Source organism: Rhodomicrobium sp. R_RK_3, from assembly GCF_002198715.1.
GTDB lineage: Bacteria > Pseudomonadota > Alphaproteobacteria > Rhizobiales > Rhodomicrobiaceae > R-RK-3.
Genome location: NZ_MWLK01000016.1, coordinates 92,526 through 114,694, shown reverse-complemented (window position 1 = coordinate 114,694; position 22,169 = coordinate 92,526). Strand labels below are relative to the sequence as shown.

The following is a 22,169-nucleotide window of genomic DNA, read 5'->3' as shown; positions in this document are numbered from 1 at the left end:
CAGTCTGCCTCCGACGAAACTACGTGCGCTTAGGGCGTGCTCCCAATAATATGTTTTGCTAAACCCTATTAGAAAAGTTGATGCCGCTTGTCCGAGACCTTCAAGGACATCCGCCTCTTCGTCGCCGTCTATGAGGAGCGCTCCTTCACCGCCGCCGCCGAGCGCGAGCACGCGACGCAATCGGGCGTCTCCCAGCATATCCGCAAGCTGGAAGACCGTTTCGGCGCGCGCCTGTTCTCCCGCGAGCGCGGCACCGTTGCGCCGACCCCGGCGGGCGACAGCTACTATCGCCGCTGCATCGAATTGCTGCGCGCCTATCAGGCGGCGGACAGCGCGGTGCGCGGCTATGCGGGCGGGCTGACCGGCGAGATCGCCGTCGGGCTGATGCCGACCATGACCCGCTGCGCGCTGGCACCGGCCCTGTCGCGCTTCATCGCCGCGCATCCGAATGTGCAATTGCGGGTGGTCGAGGCTTACAGCGCCGTGCTGACGGGTCAGGTGAGGGCAGGCGCTCTGGATTTCGCCGTGGTGCCGGGCTTTCCGGGGCTGGCGGGCCTGAAGAGCCGATTGTTCTTGCGGACGCCCGAGGTCCTGGTGTCGAGAGGCGGCGCGGCCATGACGCATATGGCGCCGGTGGTGCTGAAGACGCTGCCGCCTCTGAAGATCGTCGTGCCGGGCGCTCAGAATGCCCGGCGCGCGCTGATCGAGACCTATCTGGTTTCCAACGGGATCGCCATCGAGCGCATGATCGAGCTCGACGCCATGATGGGCACGCTCGGCGTCGTCGCCAATTCCGACTGGGTGACGATTTTGCCCGGCATCATGATGGTGTCCGATGTCGAGCGGCCGCTTTTGACCATCAACCCGATCGTCGGGCCCATTCTGCCGGTCGAGCTGGTGCTGATCGAGCCGTCGCGCCGCGTGCTCTCCCCGGCGGCGCAGGCTTTCGTGGACATTTTGCAGGAGGAGACCGCGCGCCTGAACGCGGTCTGGACGGCGTATCTACCAGAGGGGCGGGCCGGGTAACGCGGGGCTCAGTCGAACCGCCCTATTGTTGTCCTCCCGCGAAAGCGGGAATCCAGTAAAGGGGCAAACCCAGTCGTGTGGCCCTGCCTCAACACGAGCACTGCGGCGTACTGGATTCCCGCTTTCGCGGGAACGACAAGATTTTGGACGCGGTCTTGCGATCCCGCTCAACCTTCCCCGGCGTCGCGGGCGGCGAGGCGGCCGAATGCGGACCAGTCGAGATCTGCGCCGCCTTGTGCCATCAGGGTGAGCAGGCGGTCGCGCAGCAGGCTGGCGAGGGGGAGCGGAACGTTCATGGCCTCGGCGGCGGCAAGGGTCAGGCGGATGTCCTTTTGCCCCAGCGGCGCGGCGAATTTGGGCGGTTGGAAATTGCCTTCGGCGAGCAGTTTGCCGTAGGTGCCATAGATCGGCCCGGGAAACAGGGTTGAGCTGAGAATTTCGACATAGAGATTGCGGTCGACGCCGCCCTTGCCGACCAGCGTCATGGCCTCGCCGAGCGATTCGATCACGCAGCCGATCAGGAAATTGCCGCTCAGCTTCACCAGATTTGCCGCTTTCGGCGTCTCCGAAACGGCGAAGGTCTTCTGTCCGATGGCGTCGAAGATCGGCTGCGCGGCGGCGACGGCGTCCGGCGCGCCGGCGGCCATCACAAACAGCTTGGCGGCAGCGGCCGCCTCGGGCCGCCCGAACACCGGCGCCGCGACATAGCGCTGCCCGGCCTTGGCATGGGCTTCGGTCAACGTCTCGGACAGAGCGGGGCTGATCGTGCTCGACGACACATGCATGGCGCCCTTCGGCAGGCTGGCGACGATGCCGCCTTCGCCCAGCGCGACCGCTTCGAGCGCCTTGTCATCGGCGAGCATGGTGATGACCACATCGTTGCCGCTGGCCTCGGCGACGCTCCCGGCGACCTTCGCCCCCAGCGCGGCCAGCGGCTCGGCCTTGCCGCGCGTGCGGTTGTAGACGGTGACCGTATGCCCGGCCTTCAGCAGATTGGCCGCCATCGCGACGCCCATCTGCCCCAAGCCTATGAAACCGATATTCATAACATGCTCCTTCGTGAATGCGCCCCCTGCTGCCCTCTCACCGGAGGTAGGCGGAACTTGGCGCAATACCAAGCGCCGGACGTGTTTGAAAGCGGTGCGGCTTGCTCAAACCGTGCATGATCGCCACATTGGACCCTTCGGCGCCCGCGAGAGAGGGCGCGGAAGGAGGCATGACATGCGCTTGCAAACGGTCTTCCTGTTCGATCTCGACGGCACGCTCGTCGACAGCGTCTACCAGCACGTCCTGGCCTGGAAGGAGGCGCTGGATTCGGAGAATATCGACCTCTCGGTCTGGCGCATCCACCGCAAGATCGGCATGAGCGGCGGGCTGTTCACCAACCAGCTCCTGCGCGAGACGGGACTCGAGATCAGCCCCGAACGCACAGAACGCCTGCGTCAGGCCCACGCCGCCGCCTATCTGCGCCACGGGCGCCAGATCCGCCCGCTGCCGGGCGCGCGCGAATTGCTGGCTTGGCTGACCCAGGCCGGCGTGCCCTGGGCCATTGCCACCAGCGGCCGCATGGAGACGGCGGCGGTGAATTTGGAAGCGCTCGGCGTCGACCCGGCCAAAATCCCGGTGGTGACGCGCGATCAGGTCAAATACGCCAAGCCCGACCCGGATCTCTTCCTCGCCGCCGCCGATCGGCTCGGGGCGCCGATCGAGACCGCCGTCGTCGTCGGCGACAGCATCTGGGACATGCTGGCCGCGATTCGCTGCCGGGCGCTGGGCGTCGGGGTTCTGAGCGGCGGCTACGGGCCGGACGAACTCCGGCAATCGGGCGCATACCGTGTCTATGAGGACCCAGCCGACCTGCTGCTTCACATTGACGAGGTCGGAGGCCGCCGCTGAGCCGGGGATATTCGCCTGAGGGCGGATGGACGAATTGAAAAACACATGGCTAATATCCGGCGATTCCAGCCGTTTTGCCATCGGGACAGTGCTGTCGATGAGTGACATCAACATCAAGCCACGCAGCCGGGTGCGGCCCAAGACGCAGCGGCCGCGCCTGCACAAGGTCATTCTGGTCAATGACGACTTCACGCCGCGCGAATTCGTCGTGCGGGTGCTGATGGGCGTCTTTCACATGACCGAGGATCAGGCGCATAGCGTCATGATCACCGCGCACCGGCTCGGCGCCTGCGTCGTCGCGGTCTATACGCGCGACGTCGCCGAGACCAAGGCGACGCTCGCCACCGAGACCGGCCAGCGCCAGGGCTATCCGCTGCAATTCATCACCGAGCCGGAAGAGTAGAGCCTGCTTCGCGCCGCGCCGCCGATAGGCTAAGCTCTGGACGCAATGCCCCCGCGTCCCAGAGCAAGGATCTCATCATATGAAGCTCGACTCATCCGTTGCCGCCATCGTCACCGGAGGCGCGTCGGGTCTCGGCCGCGCCACCGCCGAGGCGCTGGCGGCCAAGGGCGTCAAGGTCGCGATCTTCGACATGAATGCGGAGGCGGGCGAAGCGTTCGCCGCGCAGATCGGCGGAGTTTTCTGCGCCGTCAACGTCACCTCGGAGGCCGAGGTCGACGCGGGCTTTGCCAAGGCGCGCGCGGCGCATGGCCAGGAGCGCGTACTGGTGAATTGCGCCGGCATCGGCAGCGCGGTGAAGACGGCGGGCCGCGCCAAGGACACACGCGAGATCCAGTCCTTCCCGCTCGACGCCTTCGAGCGGGTCATCCAGGTCAATCTGATCGGCAGCTTCCGCTGCATCGCCAAATCCGCCGCCGGGATGCTGACGCTGGAGCCGCAGGCGGATGGCGACCGCGGCGTCGTCGTCAACACCGCGAGCGTCGCGGCGGAGGACGGCCAGATCGGGCAGGCCGCCTATTCGGCCTCCAAAGGCGGCGTCCTCGCCATGACCCTGCCGATCGCGCGCGACCTGATGAACGAGAACATCCGGGTGAACACGATCCTGCCCGGCCTGTTCGAGACGCCCCTGCTGCACAGCCTGCCGGAGAATGTGAAAGCGGCGCTCGCCGCATCGGTGCCTTATCCGAAGCGGCTCGGGCGGCCATCGGAATATGCGGCGCTCGCCCTGTCGATGATCGAGATCGGCTATTTCAACGGCGAATCCGTCCGCCTCGACGGCGCCATCCGCATGGCCCCGCGATAGGGGCGGGGGCAGCGCGCTCGCCAACCAGGCCGAGCGCGCTCCTGTCGCTCCGTCAACCGCGCCGGGCCGCGTCGATGGCGGCGACGTCGATCTTGCGCATCTCCATCATCGCGTCGAACGCCCGCTTGGCTTCGCCGCCGCCGGCCGCCAGCGCCTCCATCAGCGTGCGCGGCGTGATTTGCCAGGAAATGCCCCATTTGTCCTTGCACCAGCCGCAGGCGCTCTCCTGACCGCCATTGCCGACGATGGCGTTCCAATAGCGGTCGGTTTCCTGCTGATCCTCGGTGGAGACCTGGAACGAGAAGGCTTCATTATGCTTGAACATGGGGCCGCCATTCAGGCCCAGGCAGGGGATGCCGAGGACCGTGAATTCGACGGTCAACACATCGCCCTGCTTGCCCGCCGGATAGTCGCTGGGCGCCCGGTGGACGCCGCCAACGGCACTTTCGGGAAAAGTCTCGGCGTAGAATCGGGCGGCGGCCTCAGCGTCCTTGTCGTACCACAGGCAGATCGTATTCTTGGCCATTTCTCGTCCCTTCGCGTTTCTTATCTAGCATGCCTTGGGCGATCACTTCCCGGCCGGGCCGGATGGTCGAATTTAGGACCGGCGCCGAGAATCAACACATCAGAAAACTCTCGGACAAAGGTGGCCGGAACGCGGCATCAACGTGCTAACGCCGTGCAAAACCCGGCTCCCCGGCCCGCTCACGCCATGTCGAACAGGCCGGGCGGGTCGGCCTCGGTGGCGGGGCGAAGGTCGTCGACGCCGACGCCGATCAGGCGGAAGCGGCGGCCATCGGCGTCGCGGCGGATGAGGAATTCGGCGGCTTCCGCCAGCACCGAGGCGCGCTGCGTGGCATTCGGCAGGCGCTTTGACCGGGTCAGCAGGCGGAAATCGGAGGTCTTCAGCTTCAGCACGACAGCGCCGCCGGCCAGCCCCTTGCGCTGAAGCTGTGTGGCGACGCGCTCGCCGAGCCGCCGGGCGACCGCGATCAGCTCATCCGCCGAGCCGGTGTCGCGCGAAAAGGTTGTTTCGGCGGAGATGCTTTTGGTCGGCCGGTCCGGCGTGACCGCGCGCTCGTCCTCGCCTTGCGCATAGCGGGCAAGCCTCCGGCCGAACTTGCCATATTGGGTGACGAGCTGCATTTCGCTCAAGGCTTGAAGCTGGCCGATGCTGGCGATGCCGCTCGCTTCGAGCCGCTGAGCCGTCGCCTGGCCGACGCCGTTGATCTTGCGGATCGACATCGGCGCCAGCACCGCTTTCGCCTCCGCCGCCCCGATCACCGAGAAGCCGCGCGGCTTGTCCATTTCCGAGGCGAGCTTGGCAAGGAATTTGTTGCAGGAGAGGCCAATGGACACCGTGATGCCGACCTCGCGCTCGACGCGCAGGGCGATCACGGCCAGCGCTTCGGCCGCCGCCCGCTCGCCGGATTCATGCGCCTCGGTCAGGTCGAGATAGGCCTCGTCGAGCGACACCGGCTCGATGACCTCGGTCGCGGCGCGGAAGATGGCGCGGATGTCGTCGCTGACGGCTTTGTATTTGCCCATGTCGGGCGGCAGCACGACGGCGTCCGGGCACAGGTCGAGCGCCTTGAACATCGGCATGGCCGAGCGCACGCCGTAGCGCCGCGCGATGTAGCAGGCGGTGGTGACGACGCCGCGCCCGCCATCATGGCCGACGATCAGCGGTTTTTCGCGCAAGTCCGGCCGGTCGCGCTTCTCCACCGAGGCGTAGAAGGCGTCGCAATCGATGTGGGCGATGGTCAGCGCGGCGAGCTCGGCATGGGCGATGCGCCTTTCGCCGCCGCAGTCCGGGCACGAACCGGCGCGCGGCGCGACGAGCTGGCAGCAATCGCGGCAGAGCTGAGTCAGCATGGGACTCAGGTACCATATTCGCCCCCGCGCGGCCAGATGCGGAGATCGGGCCTGTGGGTGGGGGAGGGCGACGCCGACCGCTCAACTGTCAATCCTCCGCAGGCGGGAATCCGGTGAAGGGCAAATTAAGCGGCGAATCTCTCCTTTCATTTCGGTGCCGCGGCGTGCTGGATTCCCGCGTTCGCAGGAATGACAAGAGTTGGGGGGCATTAAAACCTGTGCCTTACTTCGGCTCAGTGCCCGGCTGGGCTTTGCCCTCGACCTCCCGGAGGTAGTCGTCGAGCCGGTCGAAGCGCTGGTCCCAGAAACGGCGATAGCTTTCGACCCACCCGGCGACCTCCTTCAGCGGACCCGCATCCAGACGGCAGGGGCGCCATTGCGCGGTGCGGCCGCGCTCGATGAGGCCGGCGCGTTCGAGCACCTTGAGGTGTTTGGAGATGGCCGGCAGCGTCATCTGGAACGGCGCGCCGAGTTCGGTGACGGAGGTTTCGCCGAGCGCAAGGCGCGCAAGGATAGCGCGGCGTGTCGGATCGGCGAGCGCGGCGAAGGTCGTGCTGAGGGGATCGGCGGGCATGGGAGTACCGATGCGTCATTTAACTGGGTGGTTTAATAGTGACGCCGGAGGCGAAGGTCAAGAGGCGGCGACGCCGGGCCCGGTGGTCTGCCCCATTTAGCTGGGGCCGGGCATTGGAGCGGGATCGGCAGCAGGCATCAGTCGGCGCCGCCAGTTGTGTCGTGTCATTCCCGCGAAGGCCGGAATGCAAAAGGGTTTGGGGCTGTAGCACATGCAGCGCTGAGCGCTGATAGCACTTCCCGCTAAGCCCGCTTGCGCGCCTTGGCCTGCTGGGGCAGCGGGGCGGCGGATTGCCAGAACGCCTCCCAGGGATCGGCGGGGAGCGCGGCCAGCCTGGTCGGGGCGTTCACCACCGTGAAATAGGCCGGGCCGATGGCAAGGCTCAATTCGTTCCAGTCCAGCGGCATCGAGATCGCGGCGCCGGGGCGGGCGCGGGTCGAATAGGGGGCTACGGCGGTCGATCCCCGGCCATTGCGCAGATAGTCGACCAAAATCTTGCCGCGCCGCTTCGATTTTGTCACCGTCGCCAGGAAATGCTCGGGGCTGTCGGCGGTCATGTCGTCGGCGATGCGCTTGGTGAAGGCCTTGACCGCGTCCCAGCCCGCCGCCGGCTTCAGCGGCGAGACCACATGCAAACCCTTGCCGCCGGAGGTCTTGACGAAGCTGGCCAGGCCGGCCGCGCGCAGCCGCTCGCGCACCTCATGCGCAGCGCCGATCACCTCCTGCCACGCGACGCCTTCGCCCGGATCGAGATCCATGATGATCATGTCCGGCCGCTCCAGGTCGCTGAGGCTCGACCCCCAGGGATGGATCTCCAACACGCCGCCTTGGACGAGGCCCATCAGGCCCGGCAGGCCGTCGATGGCGAGGATCGGCTGGTCTTCCTCGTCCAGCGGGTCGCGCGCGGTGAGGATGTCCGGGCTTTGGCCGCGCCAGGCGTGTTTTTGGAAAAAGCACTGGCCGGCGGCGCCGTCGGGGCAGCGCAGCAGCGACAGCGGCCGGTTGACGATGAATGGGGCGATGCGCGGCCAGACCTGCGAATAATAATCGGCAAGGCCCTGTTTGGTGACGCCGGCATCCTCCCAATAGAGGCGGTCGGGATGGGTGAGCTTGACCGGCGGCGCGGGCCGCTCGGCGGGGACCGTCGCCCGGGATTCGCGCACCACCTCTTCGGGCAGCTTGTCCTCGCGCAGGCCCCGGAAGGAGGCGTGGCGCACCAGCCCGTCGCCAGTCCAGCTCCGGAACTCCACCTCGGCGACATAGTTGGGCTGCACGAAACGCGCCTGCCGGGTCTCATCGGAGGTGAGCTTTTGCGCGAAGGGGCTTTTCGGGATGGCGATGGGATCGAGCCGCTCAAACAGGTCGGCGGCGACCTTGTTGGTGTAGCCGGTGCCGACGCGCCCGGCATAGATCAGACTGCCCTTGTCGTAATAGCCCAGGATCAGCGAGCCGATCGCCTTGCGCGCGGTCGTCGATGGCACGTAGCCGGCCACCACGAATTCCTGGCGCTCGGAGCATTTCGCCTTGAGCCAGTCCTTACGCCGCCCGGACCGGTAGGGCGCGTCGCGCAGTTTCGAGACGATGCCTTCAAGGCTGAGGCGGCAGGCGTGGCGAAGCACCAGCTCGCCATTCTGCTCGAAATGCTCGCTATAGCGGATGAGGGGAGCGGCGTCGCCGACGAGGGTTTCCAGCGCCGCCTTGCGCTCGATCAGCGGCAGCGGGCGAAGATCGTAGCCGTCCCGATAAAGCAGGTCGAAGACGTAATAGGCGAGCCGGTCGCCGCGCCCCGTCGAGAGATCGTCCTGCAGGGCGGAGAAATCGGAGGCGTGTCCGGCGCCCTCGACCACCACCTCGCCGTCGAGGATGGCGTCGCGCGCGGGGAGGGCGGCCAGGGCGGCGACCAGTGGCTTGCCGAACTTGGCGGTCCAGTCGAGGCCGCTACGGGTCAAGAGCTTGACCTTGCCGGAGCGGATCTGCGCCTGCAGCCGGTAGCCGTCGAACTTGATTTCATGCAGCCAGGTCTTGCCAGAGGGCGGCGTGCTGCGCAGGCTTGCCAGCGCCGGCTCGATGAAGCCGGGAAAGCCCGCCTTCTTGGCGCCCTTCGGCGGCTTCGGCGCGGCGGGCTTGTCGATCTTGCCGGTCTTCGACGACCAGCCCGGCGCCTCGCCTTCGACCTCGGCGACGCCGCGCCCGGTCTTCACCGATTCCGGCCGCTCTTCGGTGATTTCAGGCTCGGTCTCCTCGCGAGCATGTTCGTCGTCGCCCTTGATGAGCAGCCAGTTTTCGTTGCGGTCGCGGGGTTTCCGGGCCATGCGCACCAGATGCCACCGCCCTTTGAGCTTTTCGCCATGCAGCTCGAAATCGAGATGGCCCTTGGCAAAGCCCTTCTTGGCATTGCCGATCGGCGTCCAGCGGCCGCGATCCCAGACGATCACCGTGCCGCCGCCATATTCGCCCTTGGGGATAGTGCCTTCGAAATCGCCATAGTCGAGCGGGTGGTCCTCGACATGCACGGCGAGCCGCCGCTCCCCGGCGACGAGGCTCGGCCCCTTGGTCACGGCCCAGCTTTTCAGGACGCCGTCCATTTCCAGCCGCAGATCGTAATGCAGGCGGCGGGCATCGTGCTTCTGGATGACAAAACTGTCGCCCGCCTCGGATTTCGCCCGCTTGCCGCGCGGCTCGGATGTCGTCTTGAAGTCGCGCTTCTTCCGGTAGGGTGCGAGCGTCGCCATCAGCTTGCTTTGCGGCGGGGCGCGGGCGCGGCCTTCTTCTTGGCCGGGGCCTTGGTCTTGGCCTTGGCCTTGGTTTTTGCGGCCGTCTTGCCGGTGACGCCGGCACTCTCGCGCAGCGCCTGCATCAGATCGACGACCTTGGTCTCGGTGGGCCGCTTCGGCGCCTTGATCTCGCGCCCGGCGATCTTGGCTTTCACCAGCTCGGCCAGCGCCTCCTCATAGCGGTCGTTGAAGGCGCGCGGGTCGAACGTGCCGGATTTCGTCTCGATGATGTGCTTGGCCAGATCCAGCATCTCGCCTTCGATCTTCAGCTCGGGGATGTCGTCGAAGATCTCGGCGGCGGGGCGCACCTCATAGTCGAAATGCATGGTATGGGCGACGATTAGCGGCCCGTCCGCGCGCAAGAGCACCGTCCGCAGCCGCCGGAACAGCACGGCGCGGCCGAGGGCGGCGACTTTTTGCCGCCGCATGCCTTCGCTGAGCAGCGCAAAACCCTCATTGCCGATGCTGCCCGAGGGCGCGAGGTAATAGGGCTTGTCGAAATAGGCGGTGTCGATTTCGGGGCAGGGCAGGAAGGCCTCGACGCGGATGGTCTTGTCGCTTTCCGGGATCGCCTCCTCGATCTCCTTCGGTTCCAGGATGACATATTCGCCCTGGCTGATCTCGTAGCCCTTGACCTGCTGCTCCTTGTCGACCGGCTGCTCGGTCTGCTCGTCGATGAACTGGCGACGCAAACGGTTGCCGGTCTGGCGGTTGATGGTGTGGAAGGAGACGCGATCGGAGGTCGTGGCGGCCGAATAGAGCGCCACCGGAATGCTGAGTTCCGAAAGTTTGAGGAAACCCTTCCAATTCGCCCTAGGTGCCACGACGCGAGACTCCACTGGTACCGGAGATTCAACACGAGGTTGAAGAACTTGTTCCGGCCACCGCTTTTTGCGGCGTCCATTACCGGCGTAACGCAATCCGCCCGGTTTGACATGCGACGGTTGCAAGCCGCGCCGAGCGTATGAGCAAGCTGAAGACCCGTCCCGCCCGCGGGCGCCGCTGCCCGGGAGGCGCGCAAGGTGAAAGGCTCGTCAGGATGATAGAGGATAATTCAAAAAAGCTCATCGAGGAATGGGCGGCGGCCTGGTCGTCGGAGGCGCCCGAGCGGTTTCTGTCGCTTTTCGTCGACGACTGCATCTATGAGAATGTCGCGGCGCAACGCCTCCTCGTCGGCAAGGCCGAGACGGGCGAATTCTATCGCAGGGTCCGGACCGCCTTCCCCGATTTCAAGCTGACGGTGATCTCGCATGTCTGGGATGGCAGCCATGCGGCGGCAGCCTGGGTCACGACCGGCACGCAGCATGGCGCTCTTCCTGAAATCCCGGCGACTGGCCGGGCGATTTCCCTGCGCGGGGCGAGCATTTTCGAGCTGGATGGCGACAGCCTGAAGCGCTGCACCGATCACTATAACAGGGCGTCGATGCTGAAGCAGCTCGGACTGTAGCGTCGCCGGCAAGGCGCTAGCGGGATCAGGTAAAGTGGGACCGGTTTCCGCACGTCATCCTGCTGTAATGTAAGACCTAGATCACTGTTCATGCTGCCAGCCGCCCGGGTTTAGCAGGCGACGCGCCAGGTGATCGGCAAAGGCTCGGACGCGGGCGTTCATATCACTGCGGGTCGGGAATGAAAGACCCATCCTTACCGAGCCCGTGAACAAGCTCCGCAAGGTCTGGCGAAGGGTGCCAGCCGCAATCTCCTTCTTGCACAGTCCGACGGGAAGCAAGCCAATACCGTGCCCCGCCACGGCCAGGTCACGGATGAGGAGAAAGTTATTCGCCTCGATGGCGGGATCGGGAAGCGATCGCGCTTCGAAAACCTGCCGCTCAATAAAACGCCGCAAAATACGGGGAGGCGCGATCAGGGTCTGTATCGCGTTCGCATCGCGCGGTTCGCCATTGGCGTCGAAATAGGCTGGGCTTGCGAACAGGCCGTAGGCCGCGTCCAGCACGGCTCGCGTGACGGTGTCCTGCTGGTTCTCGGCGCCGATCCGCAATGCGATATCAATATTTTCGGCGACCAGATCGAGCACCGCGTTGGTCAATATCACTTCGAAGCTGACTTTGGGATGCTCGCGCCGGAAGCTACCAAGAGCATCGGCCAGCCCGTCGGTGGGAAAATCGGCGGGCGCGGTTATCCGAATTGGGCCTTTCAACTCTCCCTGAACGCCACCGACTGCAATGACCGCTTCGGCCAACCTGTCGAGCACCGGGCCGGCGCTGTCAAAGAGCGCCCGCCCCTCGCTGGTCAACGCAATCGCGCGTGTGGAGCGCTTGAAGAGACGGACACCCAGGGCTTCCTCGAGCATCCGCACGCGCAGACTGACGGTCGAACGCGGCATCCCGCTTTGTCTGGCGGCGGCTGAAAAACCTCCGGCGCGCACAACGTCGGCAAAGGTCTGGATCGTGTTCAGGTCCATATTGTCCATCCTACTGGACAGTATGAATAGCAAATGCTGCCTGGATTGCCGAGCGTTCTGTCCCATCTCCCCAACATGAAGCTCCGCAACTCGGAGGCAACCATGCAAAGCGGTAAAATTACGAAAGCCGATGTCGTTCGTTTCGCCGGACTGGAAACGGAAATCATCGCCGGCAGTGAAGACAGCCCTGTGACCATCATGCGCATGACGGTGACGCCTGGCCATGGCGCGCCTCTGCATCGATCTTTCGACGGAGATAAAGTCTTCCTAATTTCCGCGGGAGCGCTGCGTTTCAGCGTGGCGGGACAAAGCTTCGACGTTAAGCCCGGCGAGCGTGTCGCAGTGAAACGCGGAGATGAGCACGGTTTTGCCAATCTCGGGCAGGTGAATGCGATGCAGGATGTTGTCTGTTCGCCAGCCCGGCACGATCAGTTCTTCCGCGCCATGGCAGACCTTGCGGTTCCGATCGATCCGAGAGATCTCGATCGCGTCGCAACGCAATTCGATCAGAAAATCGTGGGACCACTCCCGAAATGAACGGATGCACGGACGAAGCCAGCAAGAAATAGGTGATTCAAGGGGAGAATTTGGCGATCCCGGCAGGGCTCGAACCTGCAACCCCCAGCTTAGAAGGCTGGTGCTCTATCCATTGAGCTACGGGACCGTAGCGGCGAGCGCGCCGCAGCCTCAAATCCGCGTCAATGCGTCCAACTGCCGATGCGGCCGAATTTGAAATTATCCGCGTACGCCTTCTTCGAGCGGGCGCGCGGATGGGCGTCGAACAGCCGGTAAGGAATGCCGTTGCGATGGGCGTAGGCGATGGCGTCGTCCTTGGTCGGGAAGGACAGCACGATCTGCTGCTTCATGTCGCCCGACGAGGTCCAGCCCATCAAAGGGTCGGTCTCGCGCGGTGCGTCGGGCTCGAATTCGAGCACCCAATGCCGCGTCTTGGCGTCACCCGACTGCATGGCCGTCTTCGACGGCTGATAAATGCGCGCAACCATGCCTGCCTCCGCTGATCCGCATTCTTTTAACAGCTTATCGGCGCGGATTGAAGAGGCGGTTTCGAGCCGGGACCGCCTCGATCACGATGACTTTGGATTGGCTCATCCTGCTCTAGGCGGGCGCTCCCGCCGGATCGGCCTGCGCCTGCGTGCCGATCAGTTCCTTGTAAGCGTAGCCGGCGAGCGCGGCATAAATGGCGTAGAGATAGACGAGCGCTGCCAAGATGGCGGCGAAGATCAGTGCCCCCCGGATCTGATGCAGGGCGCCCGACCCGGTCACGGTTTGAAACAGCGTGGACGCAAGCTGTGTGACGAGGGAGACGGCGATCATCGCAAGCAGGATCAAGAGGATGCGCCAGGAAAGGGCGAGGCGCGCCCAGGTCGCGCGTATCATATTGCCGCGCATGGCGGCCCAGGAGGTCGCCAGCGAGATCCGGCCGGTGACGGCGGCGTGCGGAGCCATCAGCATCAGCCTTGTCTGCCCGAACAGCGCGCCGATGGCGAGCACCGGGATCACCAGGCCGGAGGGCGACGGGAGCCCGCCGGCGGACCGGTGCGCGGCCGTTAGCGACATGGAAGAGAACGCCGCCAGCGCGATGCCCGTGGCGGCGATGGTGAGGAGCATTACCAGCAGATAAGCCCGTTCATATTTGCGGAAGCGGACGATCACCCAGCCGGGCATCTCGCCGAGCACGGCCAGCCGCTGCACCCCGGTGCCGATGATCGCCGCCGCGAGCAGGATGGGCAGGACGAGAAGGAGGACGCCGGCGAACTGGCGGAGCAGCAGCAGGGTGAGGCGCAAGCCGACCGGCCAATCGCGGAAGCCGAGCGGCGCCGCCTGGCCGGGAATGCCGCCGAAATAAAGGAGGAGGCCGCAGGTGGCGACTAAGCCGAGCAGGGCCGGGACGAGCGCCAGCCGCAGGAGCGCGCCGCGATGGCGCGAGGGGAAGGTGCCGGCGTCCTTCGGCGCGCTGACACTCCAATCCGGCGAATGCCCCATGCCCTCCCCCCCGAGATACGGGCGAAACCTCGCGCGGCCACGCCCAGTTGAGCCAAATAATATCCGTCAATATTGCGGTAGGTGCCGTAATTATACGGAGAAACCGCGCCGATTTGTGATCCGAGCATGGCGGGATTGCGGTGCTGGGCGATCATGGCGCGCGCTGGATGTTAGGCGGAGAGCCGGGGCCCTCACCCGGTCGCTTCGCGCCCGCCCTCTCCCACGAGGGGAGAGGGCTGAGCCCGTGCGGGTGAAACGTCTCGCTCTGCCGCTTGCGCCGCCAGGCGGGTGGGTGAGGGGTAAGGCGCTATCCGCCGGGCGGCAACGCTAAACCGGCCGCCGCGATTTGACCGCCGCCGCCAGCGTGCCTTCGTCCAGATAATCCAGCTCGCCGCCGACGGGCACGCCATGGGCGAGGCGCGAGACCGTCACGCCGGCGCTTTCGAGCTCGGCGGAGAGGTAATGGGCGGTGGTCTGGCCCTCGACCGTGGCGTTCAGCGCCAGCAGCACCTCGGTCACGCCCGTCGCGCGGGCGCGGTCGAGCAGCTTGCCGATGGAGAGGTCTTCCGGGCCGATGCCGTCGAGCGGGGAGAGCGTGCCGCCGAGCACGTGATAGCGGGTGTTGAGCACGCCGGCCCGCTCCAGCGCCCAGAGGTCGCCGACTTCCTCGACGACGCAGATCATGCCGCCGTCGCGGCGGCTGTCCTGGCAGATGGTGCAGGGCGAGGCGGTGTCGAGATTGCCGCATTCGGGGCAGACGAGGATTTTCTCGGCGGCTTCGGCGAGCGCGCGGGCGAGCGGCTGCATGAGCTGCTCGCGCTTCTTGATGAGATGCAGCGCGGCGCGCCGGGCCGAGCGCGGGCCGAGCCCCGGCATCCGGGCGAGCAGCGCGATCAGATTTTCGATTTCAGGGCCGGCGGCTTTGCGGGACATGCGACATGCGGGTTATTGCGGTGCTCCCGGATATTTAGCGTTGGCCCGCCGATTTGCCAATGGCATGCCGCATCTCGTCCTAAGAACCGATGCCGGCAAAGAGACCGCTGGCCGGCCGCTGTGGCACCGGGGCCGAACCATCGACCAAATCCTGATAGATGAAAGATACGAACGCCACAATCATCCCGATCAGCAGCCAATTCGACAGCAAGAAGAGAATGATTGTAAAGACGGAAACACTGACCGGCACGACATCGGGTGCGTACGGGATCTGCGGCGTCATTGCCAGAAGCGCCTTAAGCGTCACCGCCACGAAGCCGAGCACCGCCACCGCCAAAACGGTCAGCAAATAAACGACGAACACCAATATGCTCATGAGCAGGGCCGCGACCACAAACCGCCAGACATTGCCTCGCATGGCCGCCCAGGACTCGCTCAGCGAAATGCGGCCGGTAACCGCTGCGTGGGGAAAAACCAGCGCAAGGCGGACATGGGCCCAAATCAATACCGCCGTCAACAGCGCGACCGTCGCGATCAGGGCCGGCGAGGCGTCCTTTACGAACTGCACGATGTCATACTGAGCCGCGGTAAAACCGCTGCCGCCGAGAGGCGGCGGCGTGACGATGCCAAACCATCCGGCGACCAGATGAAAAAGATATTGCTCGATGAAAGTTGCGGCAGTGAAAAGGCCCGCGACGGCGGCATAGGCAAGTTCATATCCGCGTATCGGCACGAGCGTCCACTCTAGCCCTTCGCCGCGCAGGATGTGCCGATGAATTCCAACGGCCATGATGACCGAGACGAAAAGGCAGAGCGCCCAAAACGGCATCGTCAGCGGCACGATCGCTTTGGCGAAACGCTCGATGTCTTCCGGGGTCTCAACCTGCAGGCTGATCGGGGAGCCGAAAAGCCGGTAGGCCGCGTAAAGAAGCGCCGCCGATATCAGCGCCGGCAGCAATGTCAGGCGCAGCAGGCCAAAAATATTCGCAAAAGGGTACCGGACCGCCTCCCAAGCGATGCCGAAGCGGATTTTACGGCCACTCTCATGATACACGATCGTCTCCCCCAGCTTGCCCAGCGAGCGGAAGACAATCGAGGCAATGCCGAGGATGTACCCGTCATTGCCTTAATAACCACCTAGCCCCTCGCCCCCAACGAGCATCTATTGCCGGGCTATGGCAGAACTGAGGCGGAGATGGCCTAATTTCTCCAAGATTTCGCTTGTCTTAGACTTGCGCAGTTTAGAACAGCTTCAGTCCCGGCGGCAATTGCAGCCCGCCGGCGAGTTCCTGCATCTTCGATTGCAGCGTGTCCTCGATCTTCGACTTGGCGTCGGCATGGGCGGCGACGATCAGATCCTCCAGAATCTCGATTTCGCCGTCCTTCAGCAGGCTCGGGTCGATCTTGATCTCGCTCAGCACGCCCTTGCCGTTCAGCGTGACGCTGACGAGGCCGGCGCCGGCGGTGCCGGTCTGCGAAACAGCTTCCACGGCGGATTGCATCTCCGTCATCTTCTCCTGGAGCTGCTTGGCCTGCTTCATCATATCCATGAGGTTCTTCATCGCCCGTCCTTCCGGCCGCGTGGGCGGACGCGCCTCGCGGAAACCTGATTGTATTATACCGTCAAAGTTGGGAGTCGTCGGGCTTTCGTCAATGCTTTTTCGGCGGCATGTCCCCAGGGCCGAGCTCGCGCACGGCGGTGATCTCGGCCTCCGGGAAATGGCGCAGCACGGACTGCACGGCCGGGTGGCGGCGGGCATCCTCCAAAAGCTTGGCCTCGCGGGCGCGGCGCAGCACCCCGAGCGGCGTGCTGCCGCGCTCATCCGTCACGGAAATCATCCAGCGCTCGCCGGTCCAGTGCTTCAGCTTGCGCGCGAGTTCGTTGGCGAGCTCCTTGGGAGCCGCGTCGAGCAGGTGCAGCTCGATCTGGCCGGGTTTGAAGCGGACGATCTCGACGGCGTCCTCAAGCGCGATCTTCAGCTTGACGTCGCGCTTCTCATTGGCGAGCGCCACGACATCGGCAAAGCTCTGCAAGGCGGGGAGGGCAGGGGCAGGCGCGGCGGCCTGTTCGGGCATCCGCGCTTCGGAGACGGCGCCGCTCTCGCCGCCCATGGCACGCCGGCCGGGCGGCACCGAGGACATCGCGTCAGACGAATCAGGAACATGGCCTCGGACTGCCGATTCGTTTCCGCTCGGTTCACCCTTCGTTTGAGCCTGCGTCCGGCCTGTCAAGCTCCGGATCAGCTCGTCGGGGGAGGGCAAGTCGGCGGCATAGCACATGCGGATCAGCAGCATTTCGGCGGCGGTCATGCCGCGCGGGGCGCGGGCGACCTCATCGAGGCCCTTCAGCAGCATTTGCCAGGCGCGGGAAAGGGCGCCCATCGACAGCCGGCCGGCGACGAGCTTGGCGCGCGCCCGCTCGGCGGCGCTGAGCGTGGCAACGGACTCCTCGCCCGCCGCCTTGATCCGGGTTGCGGCATGGACGGCCTCGGCAAGGTCGCCGACGATCTGGATCGGGTCGGCGCCGTCATTGTGCAGCGCCGCGAGCTGGGCGATCGCGGTTTTCGGGTCGCCGCCGAGGACGGCGTCGAGCAGGTCGTAGACCCGGCCGCGATCGGCAAGGCCCAGCATGGCGAGCACATCGGCGGCCTTGACCGTGCCCTCGCCATGCGCGAGCGCCTGATCGAGGATCGACAGGCCGTCGCGGGCGGAGCCTTCGGCGGCGCGGGCGATCAGCGCCAGGGCTTCCGGCTCGGCGCTCTGGCCCTCCGCCTTGACCAGCTTGCCGAAATGCTCGGTGAGCAGGGCGGCGTCGATCCGGCGCAGGTCGAAGCGCTGGCAGCGCGACAAGACCGTCACCGGCACCTTGCGGATTTCGGTGGTGGCGAAGATGAATTTGACGTGCGGCGGCGGCTCTTCCAGTGTCTTCAAGAGGCCGTTGAAGGCCGCCTTGGAGAGCATGTGCACTTCGTCGATGATGAAGACCTTGTAGCGGGCATAGGCCGGCTTGTAGCGCACCGATTCGATGATCTCTCGGATATCGTCGATGCCGGTATGGGAAGCGGCGTCCATCTCGACGACGTCGACATGGCGGCTCTCGATGATGGCCTGGCAATGCTCGCCGAAATCGGGCATGTCGATGGTGGGGCCGAGATCCTGGCCGGGCTTCGAATAATTGAGCGCGCGGGCGATGATGCGCGCCGTGGTGGTCTTGCCGACGCCGCGGACGCCCGTGAGCATGTAGCCTTGCGCGATGCGTCCGCTGTGAAAGGCGTTCTTCAGCGTGCGCACCATCGCGTCCTGCCCGATCAGATCCTGAAAGGTCTGAGGCCGGTATTTGCGGGCGAGGACGAGATAAGGCTTCGTGTCGGCGGTCATCGGCCGTGCCGGTTGGATTTGCGTCGCGGCCCAAGGCCGGGCCCTCGCGCCGAAGCTACCAGCCGGGGGGGCCGGGTGCAACCGCGCTGGGTTCGGGGCTTATGTGGGTTGGGGATGGGCGAAGTGCCAGTTCCGCCCCCTCACCCGGCCGCCTGACGGCGACCGCCCTCTCCCGCCAAGGGAGAGGGCTATTCAGAGGGCATGGATTCGCAAGCGCTGCCGACAGCGCCGCTCTCCCCCTACACTCCAGTGGGTGCGGGGCTTTTGCTTTCGCGTCCTCCTGCTCAGGCGGCCGCGCGCTGATGAAAGCCTTCCAGAATCTCCTCGGCGATCTTATCGCAGAAGGCGGGCAGGTCGGCGGGCTTGCGGCTCGTCACCAGCCCATCGTCGACGACGACGGCCTCGTCGATCCAATTCGCGCCGGCATTGATCACGTCCGTCTTGATCGAAGCATAAGACGTCGCCCGGCGCCCGCGAATGACGCCGGCCTCGATCAGCAGCCAGGGCGCATGGCATATGGCGGCGACGGTCTTGCCCGAATCATAGAACGCCTTCACCAGCGCGACCGCGCGCGGATCGAGGCGCAGCGTGTCGGGATTCATCTGGCCGCCGGGCAGCACCAGCGCGTCGTAATTGGCCTCCTGCACCTCGCCGAGCGTGCGATCGACCGGCACCGGGCGGCCCCAATCATGATCCTGCCAGCCCTTGATGGCGCCGCTTTCAGGCGAGACCACATGAACCTCGGCGCCAAGCTCCCGCAATGTCTTCAGCGGGGTCTCGAGTTCGCTCTGTTCGAAGCCGTGGGTTGCCAGGATGGCGATCCGCTTTCCCATTAATTTCTGCATGGCTGACCTCCTTTTCTTGTGAACTCCAACGGGGAACCAACGGCGCGGGTTCCGAATTTATGGCTTGGGCTACCACCGTTGGGTCTCGGCCGGGTTCCGTGCTGCCAAAATGTCCCGTAAAGGTTGTTATTTTGACAGATTTCTACCGGAAGCTGCGACGAGACAGAGGCGAATCATGAACTTACACATCCCTGGCGGCGGCAATGCCGCCGGCGCGCGGCCAAACGCATTTGAGCGCCGCCGTTCACCAATTATACAACTTCGGGGCGTAAACATCCGTCCCTGTAAAAACCCCTTGTTCACTTTTTGTTCTTCATGCATAAGACATTCATGACCATGACCACGCAATATGAAGCCACGCGTAGCAGCGGCCCCGAGCCGATGACCCTGATATTCCCTGTGGGGACTTATGAATTGCTGCCGTTCGAAATCCGCCTGATGGGCCCGTGGTACGGCGCGCATGCGGTCGAAATGGAAAATCTGAAACCCGCCCAGCGCTTCGAGATCGCGCGCCAGGGCTATACGATCCTGCGCGAGCAGGGGCGGCTGGAAAACGCCGCCTGACGCACGACGGCAAGGCCGCGCCCGTCGGCGCCGGCCGCCGCTCCTCACCGAATCTTCTCAACATCCCCGATTTTGGCTCTTATGCTCGGACACCCGAAAGGCGTAGTGCGGCGATAAGGCTCGTCTTTAATAATGCGCAAGTAGCGATTAGGCATTAATACTCAGGACGTGCTAGCTATGGCATCCGACAAACCCGTCGCAAACCACCCACTCCTGGCCGCCGCCCTTGCAGGACGCTAATCGCACGATCGGCGAAGTTGCCCGCTATGTCCGCATTCTCGCCGGATTGTCTTTGCTCGTGCCCACAATCGTCTTCGGCCTCGCCGCGCGCGACGCCTATAACGCCCAGTTCGCCGAAGCGCAGAGCAAATTGCGCTGGGGCGTACAGATCGTCCGCGAACATGCGATCAAGGTTTTCAACACCCAGCGCCTCGCCGCCCTCTATCTTGAGAACGAACTCGGCCAGAAGACCGACGAGCAGATCCGAAGCTCGGAAGGGCCGCTGCACGACACGCTGAAAAAGCTGGCCGAGCAACTGCCGCAGATCGAGGACATCTGGGTGTTCGACGCGGCCGGCAAGCCGCTGGTCTCCGCCTTCGAATATCCCGCGCCGCGCGATCTGGAGCGCGCCGACCGCGATTATTTCCGCGCCCATATCGACGGCACCACGCCGCCGGGCAAATCCTATCTGAGCGGCATCCTGACCGGCCGGCTGCATAAGGGCGTGTTCTTCACCTTGAGCTTTGCCCATCGCGGCCCCAATGGCGATCTGCGTGCCGTCAGCATGATGTCGTTCAACCCGGACGAATTCCAGAATTTTTACCAGCAGTTCGCCGGGCTCGAATTCAACGGCGTCAGCCTGATCCGCGAGGACGGCGCGGTGCTGGCCCGCATTCCCGGCAGCGTCGAGGACTTGACCAGGCTGCCGCAGGCGACGATTTTCCGGGAGCGCACCCATGGCGCCAAGGCGGGCATGTACGAGGCGGTCTCGAGCCTTGACGGCGTCACCCGCCTCGTCGCCTTCGAGCGCCTGCCCAACGATCCGGCCTATGTCATCGTCGCCGTCGACCGCAGCGTCGTCGTCGCCGCTTGGCGCAACAAGACGCTCGGTTGGCTGACCTTCGTATTGCCGGCTTCGCTCGCCATGTTCGGGCTGAGCCTGCTGGCGCTGCAATTCACCCGCAAGGAGAAGCGCGCGCTGCGGCGCCTGCAACTGGAGACCGAGCGCCGCGAGGCCTCGGAGGAGCGCATCCGTCAGATGCAGAAGATGGAGGCTGTCGGGCAGTTGACCGGCGGCATCGCGCATGATTTCAACAATTTGCTGACCATCATCCTCGGCTCGCTGCAGATGATGCGGCGCAAGCAGGAGCGAGGCGAGCCGGGCGGCGTGCAGCGCTATCTCGATGCCGCCACCGAAGGCGCCGAGCGCGCCGCGGCTTTGACCGCCCGCCTGCTCGCCTTCGCCCGCCAGCAGCCCTTGGAGCCGAAGCCCGTCGATGCCAACAAGCTGCTCGCCGGCATGTCGGAATTGCTGCGGCGGACGCTGGGCGACCAGATCATCGTCGAAACTGTGCTCGCCGGCGGCCTGTGGCCGACCAATATCGACGCCAACCAGCTCGAAAACGCGCTCATCAACCTCGCCGTCAATGCGCGCGACGCCATGCTCGGCGGCGGCAAGCTGACGCTCGAGACCGCCAATTCCTATCTCGACGAGACCTATGCGGCGACGCATGGCGACGTGACGCCCGGCCAATATGTGGCGATTTGCGTCACCGATACCGGCCACGGCATGCGGCCCGACATCGTCGCCAAGGCCTTCGATCCGTTCTTCACCACCAAGAAGGACGGCCATGGCACCGGGCTCGGCCTCAGCCAGGTCTACGGCTTCGTCAAGCAGTCCGGGGGCCATTTGAAGATCTATAGCGAGGTCGGCCACGGCACGACGGTGAAGGTCTATCTGCCGCGCCATATGGGCACCGCGCCGCAAGCCGCCGCGACCGCGGTCGCCGAGGGCGCGCTTTCGGGGTCGGAGACGATTTTGGTGGTCGAGGATGAGGACCGCGTCCGCCAGTTCACCCGCGAGGCGCTGGAGGATCTGGGTTACACCGTGCTCGACGCGCCCTCCGGCAATGACGCGCTGGCCATTCTCGACCGGCATCCGCGCGTCGACCTCCTGTTCACCGACATCGTCATGCCCGGCATGAACGGCCGGGAGCTTGCCGACAAGGCGCGCAGCCGGCTGCCGCATCTGAAGGTGCTCTACACCACCGGCTACAGCCGCAACGCCATCGTCCATAATGGCGTGCTCGACCCCGGCGTCGCGCTGATCGCCAAGCCGTTCACCATCTCCCAGGTCGGCGAGAAGGTGCGGCAAGTACTCGACGATGCCTCGGGGGCCGGGCTTTAGGAGCGGCGCCGTTTCAGATGGACACGGCGTCCTCGACGATCCGCAGCCGGACTCCCTCTCCATCGGGAGAGGGCAGGGGGTGAGGGGTTCGTGAGCGAGCCGTGAGGCACCAACCCCTCGCCCGGCGTGCTCACGCACGCCACCCTCTCCCCTTGGAGAGGGTTGAGCTGCGGCGAGGGCGGCGCGTTGCTTCCATTCAGGTCCGCCCG

22 protein-coding genes and 1 tRNA gene are annotated in these 22,169 nt (G+C 65.1%); 8 read left to right on the top strand and 15 right to left on the bottom strand.

The annotated features are described in order from the left end of the window. Nucleotides 1-87 precede the first annotated feature (87 nt). Nucleotides 88-1,026 (top strand): LysR family transcriptional regulator, encoded by a 939-nt coding sequence (locus BLEFHOIH_RS08920; protein ID WP_088344522.1) that lies wholly within the window; start codon nucleotides 88-90, stop codon nucleotides 1,024-1,026. A gap of 167 nt (nucleotides 1,027-1,193) precedes the next feature. Here the strand turns inward: BLEFHOIH_RS08920 and BLEFHOIH_RS08915 are convergent, their stop codons facing one another. Further along, nucleotides 1,194-2,072: an NAD(P)-dependent oxidoreductase gene (locus BLEFHOIH_RS08915; RefSeq protein ID WP_088344520.1), complete on the bottom strand. Its 879-nt coding sequence runs from the start codon at nucleotides 2,070-2,072 to the stop codon at nucleotides 1,194-1,196. Between the two features lie 175 nt (nucleotides 2,073-2,247). Between BLEFHOIH_RS08915 and BLEFHOIH_RS08910 the strand changes: the two genes are divergently transcribed. The 3 genes from BLEFHOIH_RS08910 (at nucleotide 2,248) to BLEFHOIH_RS08900 (ending at nucleotide 4,187) form a co-directional block, all read left to right on the top strand. Further along, nucleotides 2,248-2,922 carry an HAD family hydrolase gene (locus BLEFHOIH_RS08910; RefSeq protein WP_088344519.1) on the top strand — a complete coding sequence of 225 codons (675 nt, stop codon included), beginning with the start codon at nucleotides 2,248-2,250 and terminating at the stop codon, nucleotides 2,920-2,922. A 97-nt stretch (nucleotides 2,923-3,019) separates the two neighbouring features. Next, on the top strand, nucleotides 3,020-3,325 hold the full coding sequence (clpS, locus tag BLEFHOIH_RS08905; RefSeq protein ID WP_088344682.1) for an ATP-dependent Clp protease adapter ClpS: 306 nt from the start codon (nucleotides 3,020-3,022) through the stop codon (nucleotides 3,323-3,325). Between the two features lie 79 nt (nucleotides 3,326-3,404). Continuing rightward, nucleotides 3,405-4,187 (top strand): SDR family NAD(P)-dependent oxidoreductase, encoded by a 783-nt coding sequence (locus BLEFHOIH_RS08900; RefSeq protein ID WP_088344517.1) that lies wholly within the window; start codon nucleotides 3,405-3,407, stop codon nucleotides 4,185-4,187. A 52-nt stretch (nucleotides 4,188-4,239) separates the two neighbouring features. Here BLEFHOIH_RS08900 and BLEFHOIH_RS08895 read toward each other — a convergent pair whose 3' ends face one another. From BLEFHOIH_RS08895 to BLEFHOIH_RS08875, 5 genes are all read right to left on the bottom strand, one after another. After that, entirely contained in the window at nucleotides 4,240-4,713 is a 474-nt protein-coding gene (locus BLEFHOIH_RS08895; protein WP_088344515.1) for a VOC family protein, read from the bottom strand. 179 nt (nucleotides 4,714-4,892) lie between these two features. Continuing rightward, nucleotides 4,893-6,062, bottom strand: coding sequence for a DNA polymerase IV (locus tag BLEFHOIH_RS08890; RefSeq protein WP_170937068.1), 1,170 nt, complete (start codon nucleotides 6,060-6,062; stop codon nucleotides 4,893-4,895). A 223-nt stretch (nucleotides 6,063-6,285) separates the two neighbouring features. After that, entirely contained in the window at nucleotides 6,286-6,636 is a 351-nt protein-coding gene (locus BLEFHOIH_RS08885; RefSeq protein WP_088344513.1) for a metalloregulator ArsR/SmtB family transcription factor, read from the bottom strand. A 242-nt stretch (nucleotides 6,637-6,878) separates the two neighbouring features. Next, the gene (gene ligD / locus BLEFHOIH_RS08880; RefSeq protein WP_088344511.1) at nucleotides 6,879-9,368 is read right to left on the bottom strand and encodes a DNA ligase D; all 2,490 of its coding nucleotides are present in this window, start codon (nucleotides 9,366-9,368) and stop codon (nucleotides 6,879-6,881) included. Beyond that, the gene (locus BLEFHOIH_RS08875; RefSeq protein WP_088344509.1) at nucleotides 9,368-10,234 is read right to left on the bottom strand and encodes a Ku protein; all 867 of its coding nucleotides are present in this window, start codon (nucleotides 10,232-10,234) and stop codon (nucleotides 9,368-9,370) included. The genes ligD and BLEFHOIH_RS08875 overlap by 1 nt, the downstream gene beginning before the upstream one ends. Before the next feature lie 215 nt (nucleotides 10,235-10,449). On the opposite strand from BLEFHOIH_RS08875, the gene BLEFHOIH_RS08870 reads away from it, so the two are divergent. After that, the gene (locus BLEFHOIH_RS08870; protein ID WP_170937067.1) at nucleotides 10,450-10,857 is read left to right on the top strand and encodes an ester cyclase; all 408 of its coding nucleotides are present in this window, start codon (nucleotides 10,450-10,452) and stop codon (nucleotides 10,855-10,857) included. 81 nt (nucleotides 10,858-10,938) lie between these two features. Here the strand turns inward: BLEFHOIH_RS08870 and BLEFHOIH_RS08865 are convergent, their stop codons facing one another. Next, nucleotides 10,939-11,829 (bottom strand): LysR family transcriptional regulator, encoded by an 891-nt coding sequence (locus tag BLEFHOIH_RS08865; RefSeq protein ID WP_170937066.1) that lies wholly within the window; start codon nucleotides 11,827-11,829, stop codon nucleotides 10,939-10,941. Nucleotides 11,830-11,931: 102 nt separating this feature from the next. Between BLEFHOIH_RS08865 and BLEFHOIH_RS08860 the strand changes: the two genes are divergently transcribed. Beyond that, nucleotides 11,932-12,366: a cupin domain-containing protein gene (locus tag BLEFHOIH_RS08860; RefSeq protein WP_170937065.1), complete on the top strand. Its 435-nt coding sequence runs from the start codon at nucleotides 11,932-11,934 to the stop codon at nucleotides 12,364-12,366. Between the two features lie 51 nt (nucleotides 12,367-12,417). On the opposite strand, the gene BLEFHOIH_RS08855 is transcribed toward BLEFHOIH_RS08860, so the two are convergent. The 8 genes from BLEFHOIH_RS08855 to BLEFHOIH_RS08820 form a co-directional block, all read right to left on the bottom strand. Beyond that, nucleotides 12,418-12,493: transfer RNA gene (locus tag BLEFHOIH_RS08855), tRNA-Arg, on the bottom strand. A gap of 34 nt (nucleotides 12,494-12,527) precedes the next feature. Beyond that, complete coding sequence (locus BLEFHOIH_RS08850) at nucleotides 12,528-12,833, bottom strand: ETC complex I subunit (RefSeq protein ID WP_088344501.1); 306 nt, start codon at nucleotides 12,831-12,833, stop codon at nucleotides 12,528-12,530. 112 nt (nucleotides 12,834-12,945) lie between these two features. Further along, nucleotides 12,946-13,833, bottom strand: coding sequence for a hypothetical protein (locus BLEFHOIH_RS08845; RefSeq protein WP_088344499.1), 888 nt, complete (start codon nucleotides 13,831-13,833; stop codon nucleotides 12,946-12,948). A gap of 327 nt (nucleotides 13,834-14,160) precedes the next feature. Continuing rightward, nucleotides 14,161-14,766, bottom strand: coding sequence for a recombination mediator RecR (recR, locus tag BLEFHOIH_RS08840; RefSeq protein ID WP_088344497.1), 606 nt, complete (start codon nucleotides 14,764-14,766; stop codon nucleotides 14,161-14,163). A 79-nt stretch (nucleotides 14,767-14,845) separates the two neighbouring features. Continuing rightward, a complete protein-coding gene (locus tag BLEFHOIH_RS08835) occupies nucleotides 14,846-15,820 on the bottom strand; it encodes a hypothetical protein (protein WP_088344495.1) in 975 nt (324 codons plus the stop codon). A gap of 187 nt (nucleotides 15,821-16,007) precedes the next feature. After that, nucleotides 16,008-16,328 (bottom strand): YbaB/EbfC family nucleoid-associated protein, encoded by a 321-nt coding sequence (locus BLEFHOIH_RS08830; protein WP_088344493.1) that lies wholly within the window; start codon nucleotides 16,326-16,328, stop codon nucleotides 16,008-16,010. A gap of 88 nt (nucleotides 16,329-16,416) precedes the next feature. Further along, the gene (locus BLEFHOIH_RS08825; RefSeq protein ID WP_280950375.1) at nucleotides 16,417-18,225 is read right to left on the bottom strand and encodes a DNA polymerase III subunit gamma/tau; all 1,809 of its coding nucleotides are present in this window, start codon (nucleotides 18,223-18,225) and stop codon (nucleotides 16,417-16,419) included. Nucleotides 18,226-18,428: 203 nt separating this feature from the next. Beyond that, nucleotides 18,429-18,989: a type 1 glutamine amidotransferase domain-containing protein gene (locus tag BLEFHOIH_RS08820; RefSeq protein WP_088344489.1), complete on the bottom strand. Its 561-nt coding sequence runs from the start codon at nucleotides 18,987-18,989 to the stop codon at nucleotides 18,429-18,431. A 330-nt stretch (nucleotides 18,990-19,319) separates the two neighbouring features. On the opposite strand from BLEFHOIH_RS08820, the gene BLEFHOIH_RS08815 reads away from it, so the two are divergent. Both BLEFHOIH_RS08815 and BLEFHOIH_RS08810 read left to right on the top strand, forming a co-directional pair. Then, entirely contained in the window at nucleotides 19,320-19,553 is a 234-nt protein-coding gene (locus tag BLEFHOIH_RS08815) for a hypothetical protein (RefSeq protein ID WP_125461634.1), read from the top strand. 226 nt (nucleotides 19,554-19,779) lie between these two features. After that, on the top strand, nucleotides 19,780-21,960 hold the full coding sequence (locus BLEFHOIH_RS08810; protein ID WP_245296930.1) for a hybrid sensor histidine kinase/response regulator: 2,181 nt from the start codon (nucleotides 19,780-19,782) through the stop codon (nucleotides 21,958-21,960). Nucleotides 21,961-22,169: the final 209 nt, after the last annotated feature.

What these genes read in the sequence shown, in the direction of transcription:
- ligD (WP_088344511.1), bottom strand. Translation starts at nt 9,368, where the DNA reads ATGGCGACGCTCGCACCCTACCGGAAGAAGCGCGACTTCAAGACGACA.
- BLEFHOIH_RS08865 (WP_170937066.1), bottom strand. Translation starts at nt 11,829, where the DNA reads ATGGACCTGAACACGATCCAGACCTTTGCCGACGTTGTGCGCGCCGGA.
- BLEFHOIH_RS08900 (WP_088344517.1), top strand. Translation starts at nt 3,405, where the DNA reads ATGAAGCTCGACTCATCCGTTGCCGCCATCGTCACCGGAGGCGCGTCG.
- BLEFHOIH_RS08870 (WP_170937067.1), top strand. Translation starts at nt 10,450, where the DNA reads ATGATAGAGGATAATTCAAAAAAGCTCATCGAGGAATGGGCGGCGGCC.
- BLEFHOIH_RS08885 (WP_088344513.1), bottom strand. Translation starts at nt 6,636, where the DNA reads ATGCCCGCCGATCCCCTCAGCACGACCTTCGCCGCGCTCGCCGATCCG.
- BLEFHOIH_RS08895 (WP_088344515.1), bottom strand. Translation starts at nt 4,713, where the DNA reads ATGGCCAAGAATACGATCTGCCTGTGGTACGACAAGGACGCTGAGGCC.
- BLEFHOIH_RS08845 (WP_088344499.1), bottom strand. Translation starts at nt 13,833, where the DNA reads ATGGGGCATTCGCCGGATTGGAGTGTCAGCGCGCCGAAGGACGCCGGC.
- BLEFHOIH_RS08915 (WP_088344520.1), bottom strand. Translation starts at nt 2,072, where the DNA reads ATGAATATCGGTTTCATAGGCTTGGGGCAGATGGGCGTCGCGATGGCG.
- BLEFHOIH_RS08820 (WP_088344489.1), bottom strand. Translation starts at nt 18,989, where the DNA reads ATGCAGAAATTAATGGGAAAGCGGATCGCCATCCTGGCAACCCACGGC.
- BLEFHOIH_RS08890 (WP_170937068.1), bottom strand. Translation starts at nt 6,062, where the DNA reads ATGCTGACTCAGCTCTGCCGCGATTGCTGCCAGCTCGTCGCGCCGCGC.
- BLEFHOIH_RS08830 (WP_088344493.1), bottom strand. Translation starts at nt 16,328, where the DNA reads ATGAAGAACCTCATGGATATGATGAAGCAGGCCAAGCAGCTCCAGGAG.
- BLEFHOIH_RS08860 (WP_170937065.1), top strand. Translation starts at nt 11,932, where the DNA reads ATGCAAAGCGGTAAAATTACGAAAGCCGATGTCGTTCGTTTCGCCGGA.
- BLEFHOIH_RS08850 (WP_088344501.1), bottom strand. Translation starts at nt 12,833, where the DNA reads ATGGTTGCGCGCATTTATCAGCCGTCGAAGACGGCCATGCAGTCGGGT.
- clpS (WP_088344682.1), top strand. Translation starts at nt 3,020, where the DNA reads ATGAGTGACATCAACATCAAGCCACGCAGCCGGGTGCGGCCCAAGACG.
- recR (WP_088344497.1), bottom strand. Translation starts at nt 14,766, where the DNA reads ATGTCCCGCAAAGCCGCCGGCCCTGAAATCGAAAATCTGATCGCGCTG.
- BLEFHOIH_RS08815 (WP_125461634.1), top strand. Translation starts at nt 19,320, where the DNA reads ATGACCATGACCACGCAATATGAAGCCACGCGTAGCAGCGGCCCCGAG.
- BLEFHOIH_RS08910 (WP_088344519.1), top strand. Translation starts at nt 2,248, where the DNA reads ATGCGCTTGCAAACGGTCTTCCTGTTCGATCTCGACGGCACGCTCGTC.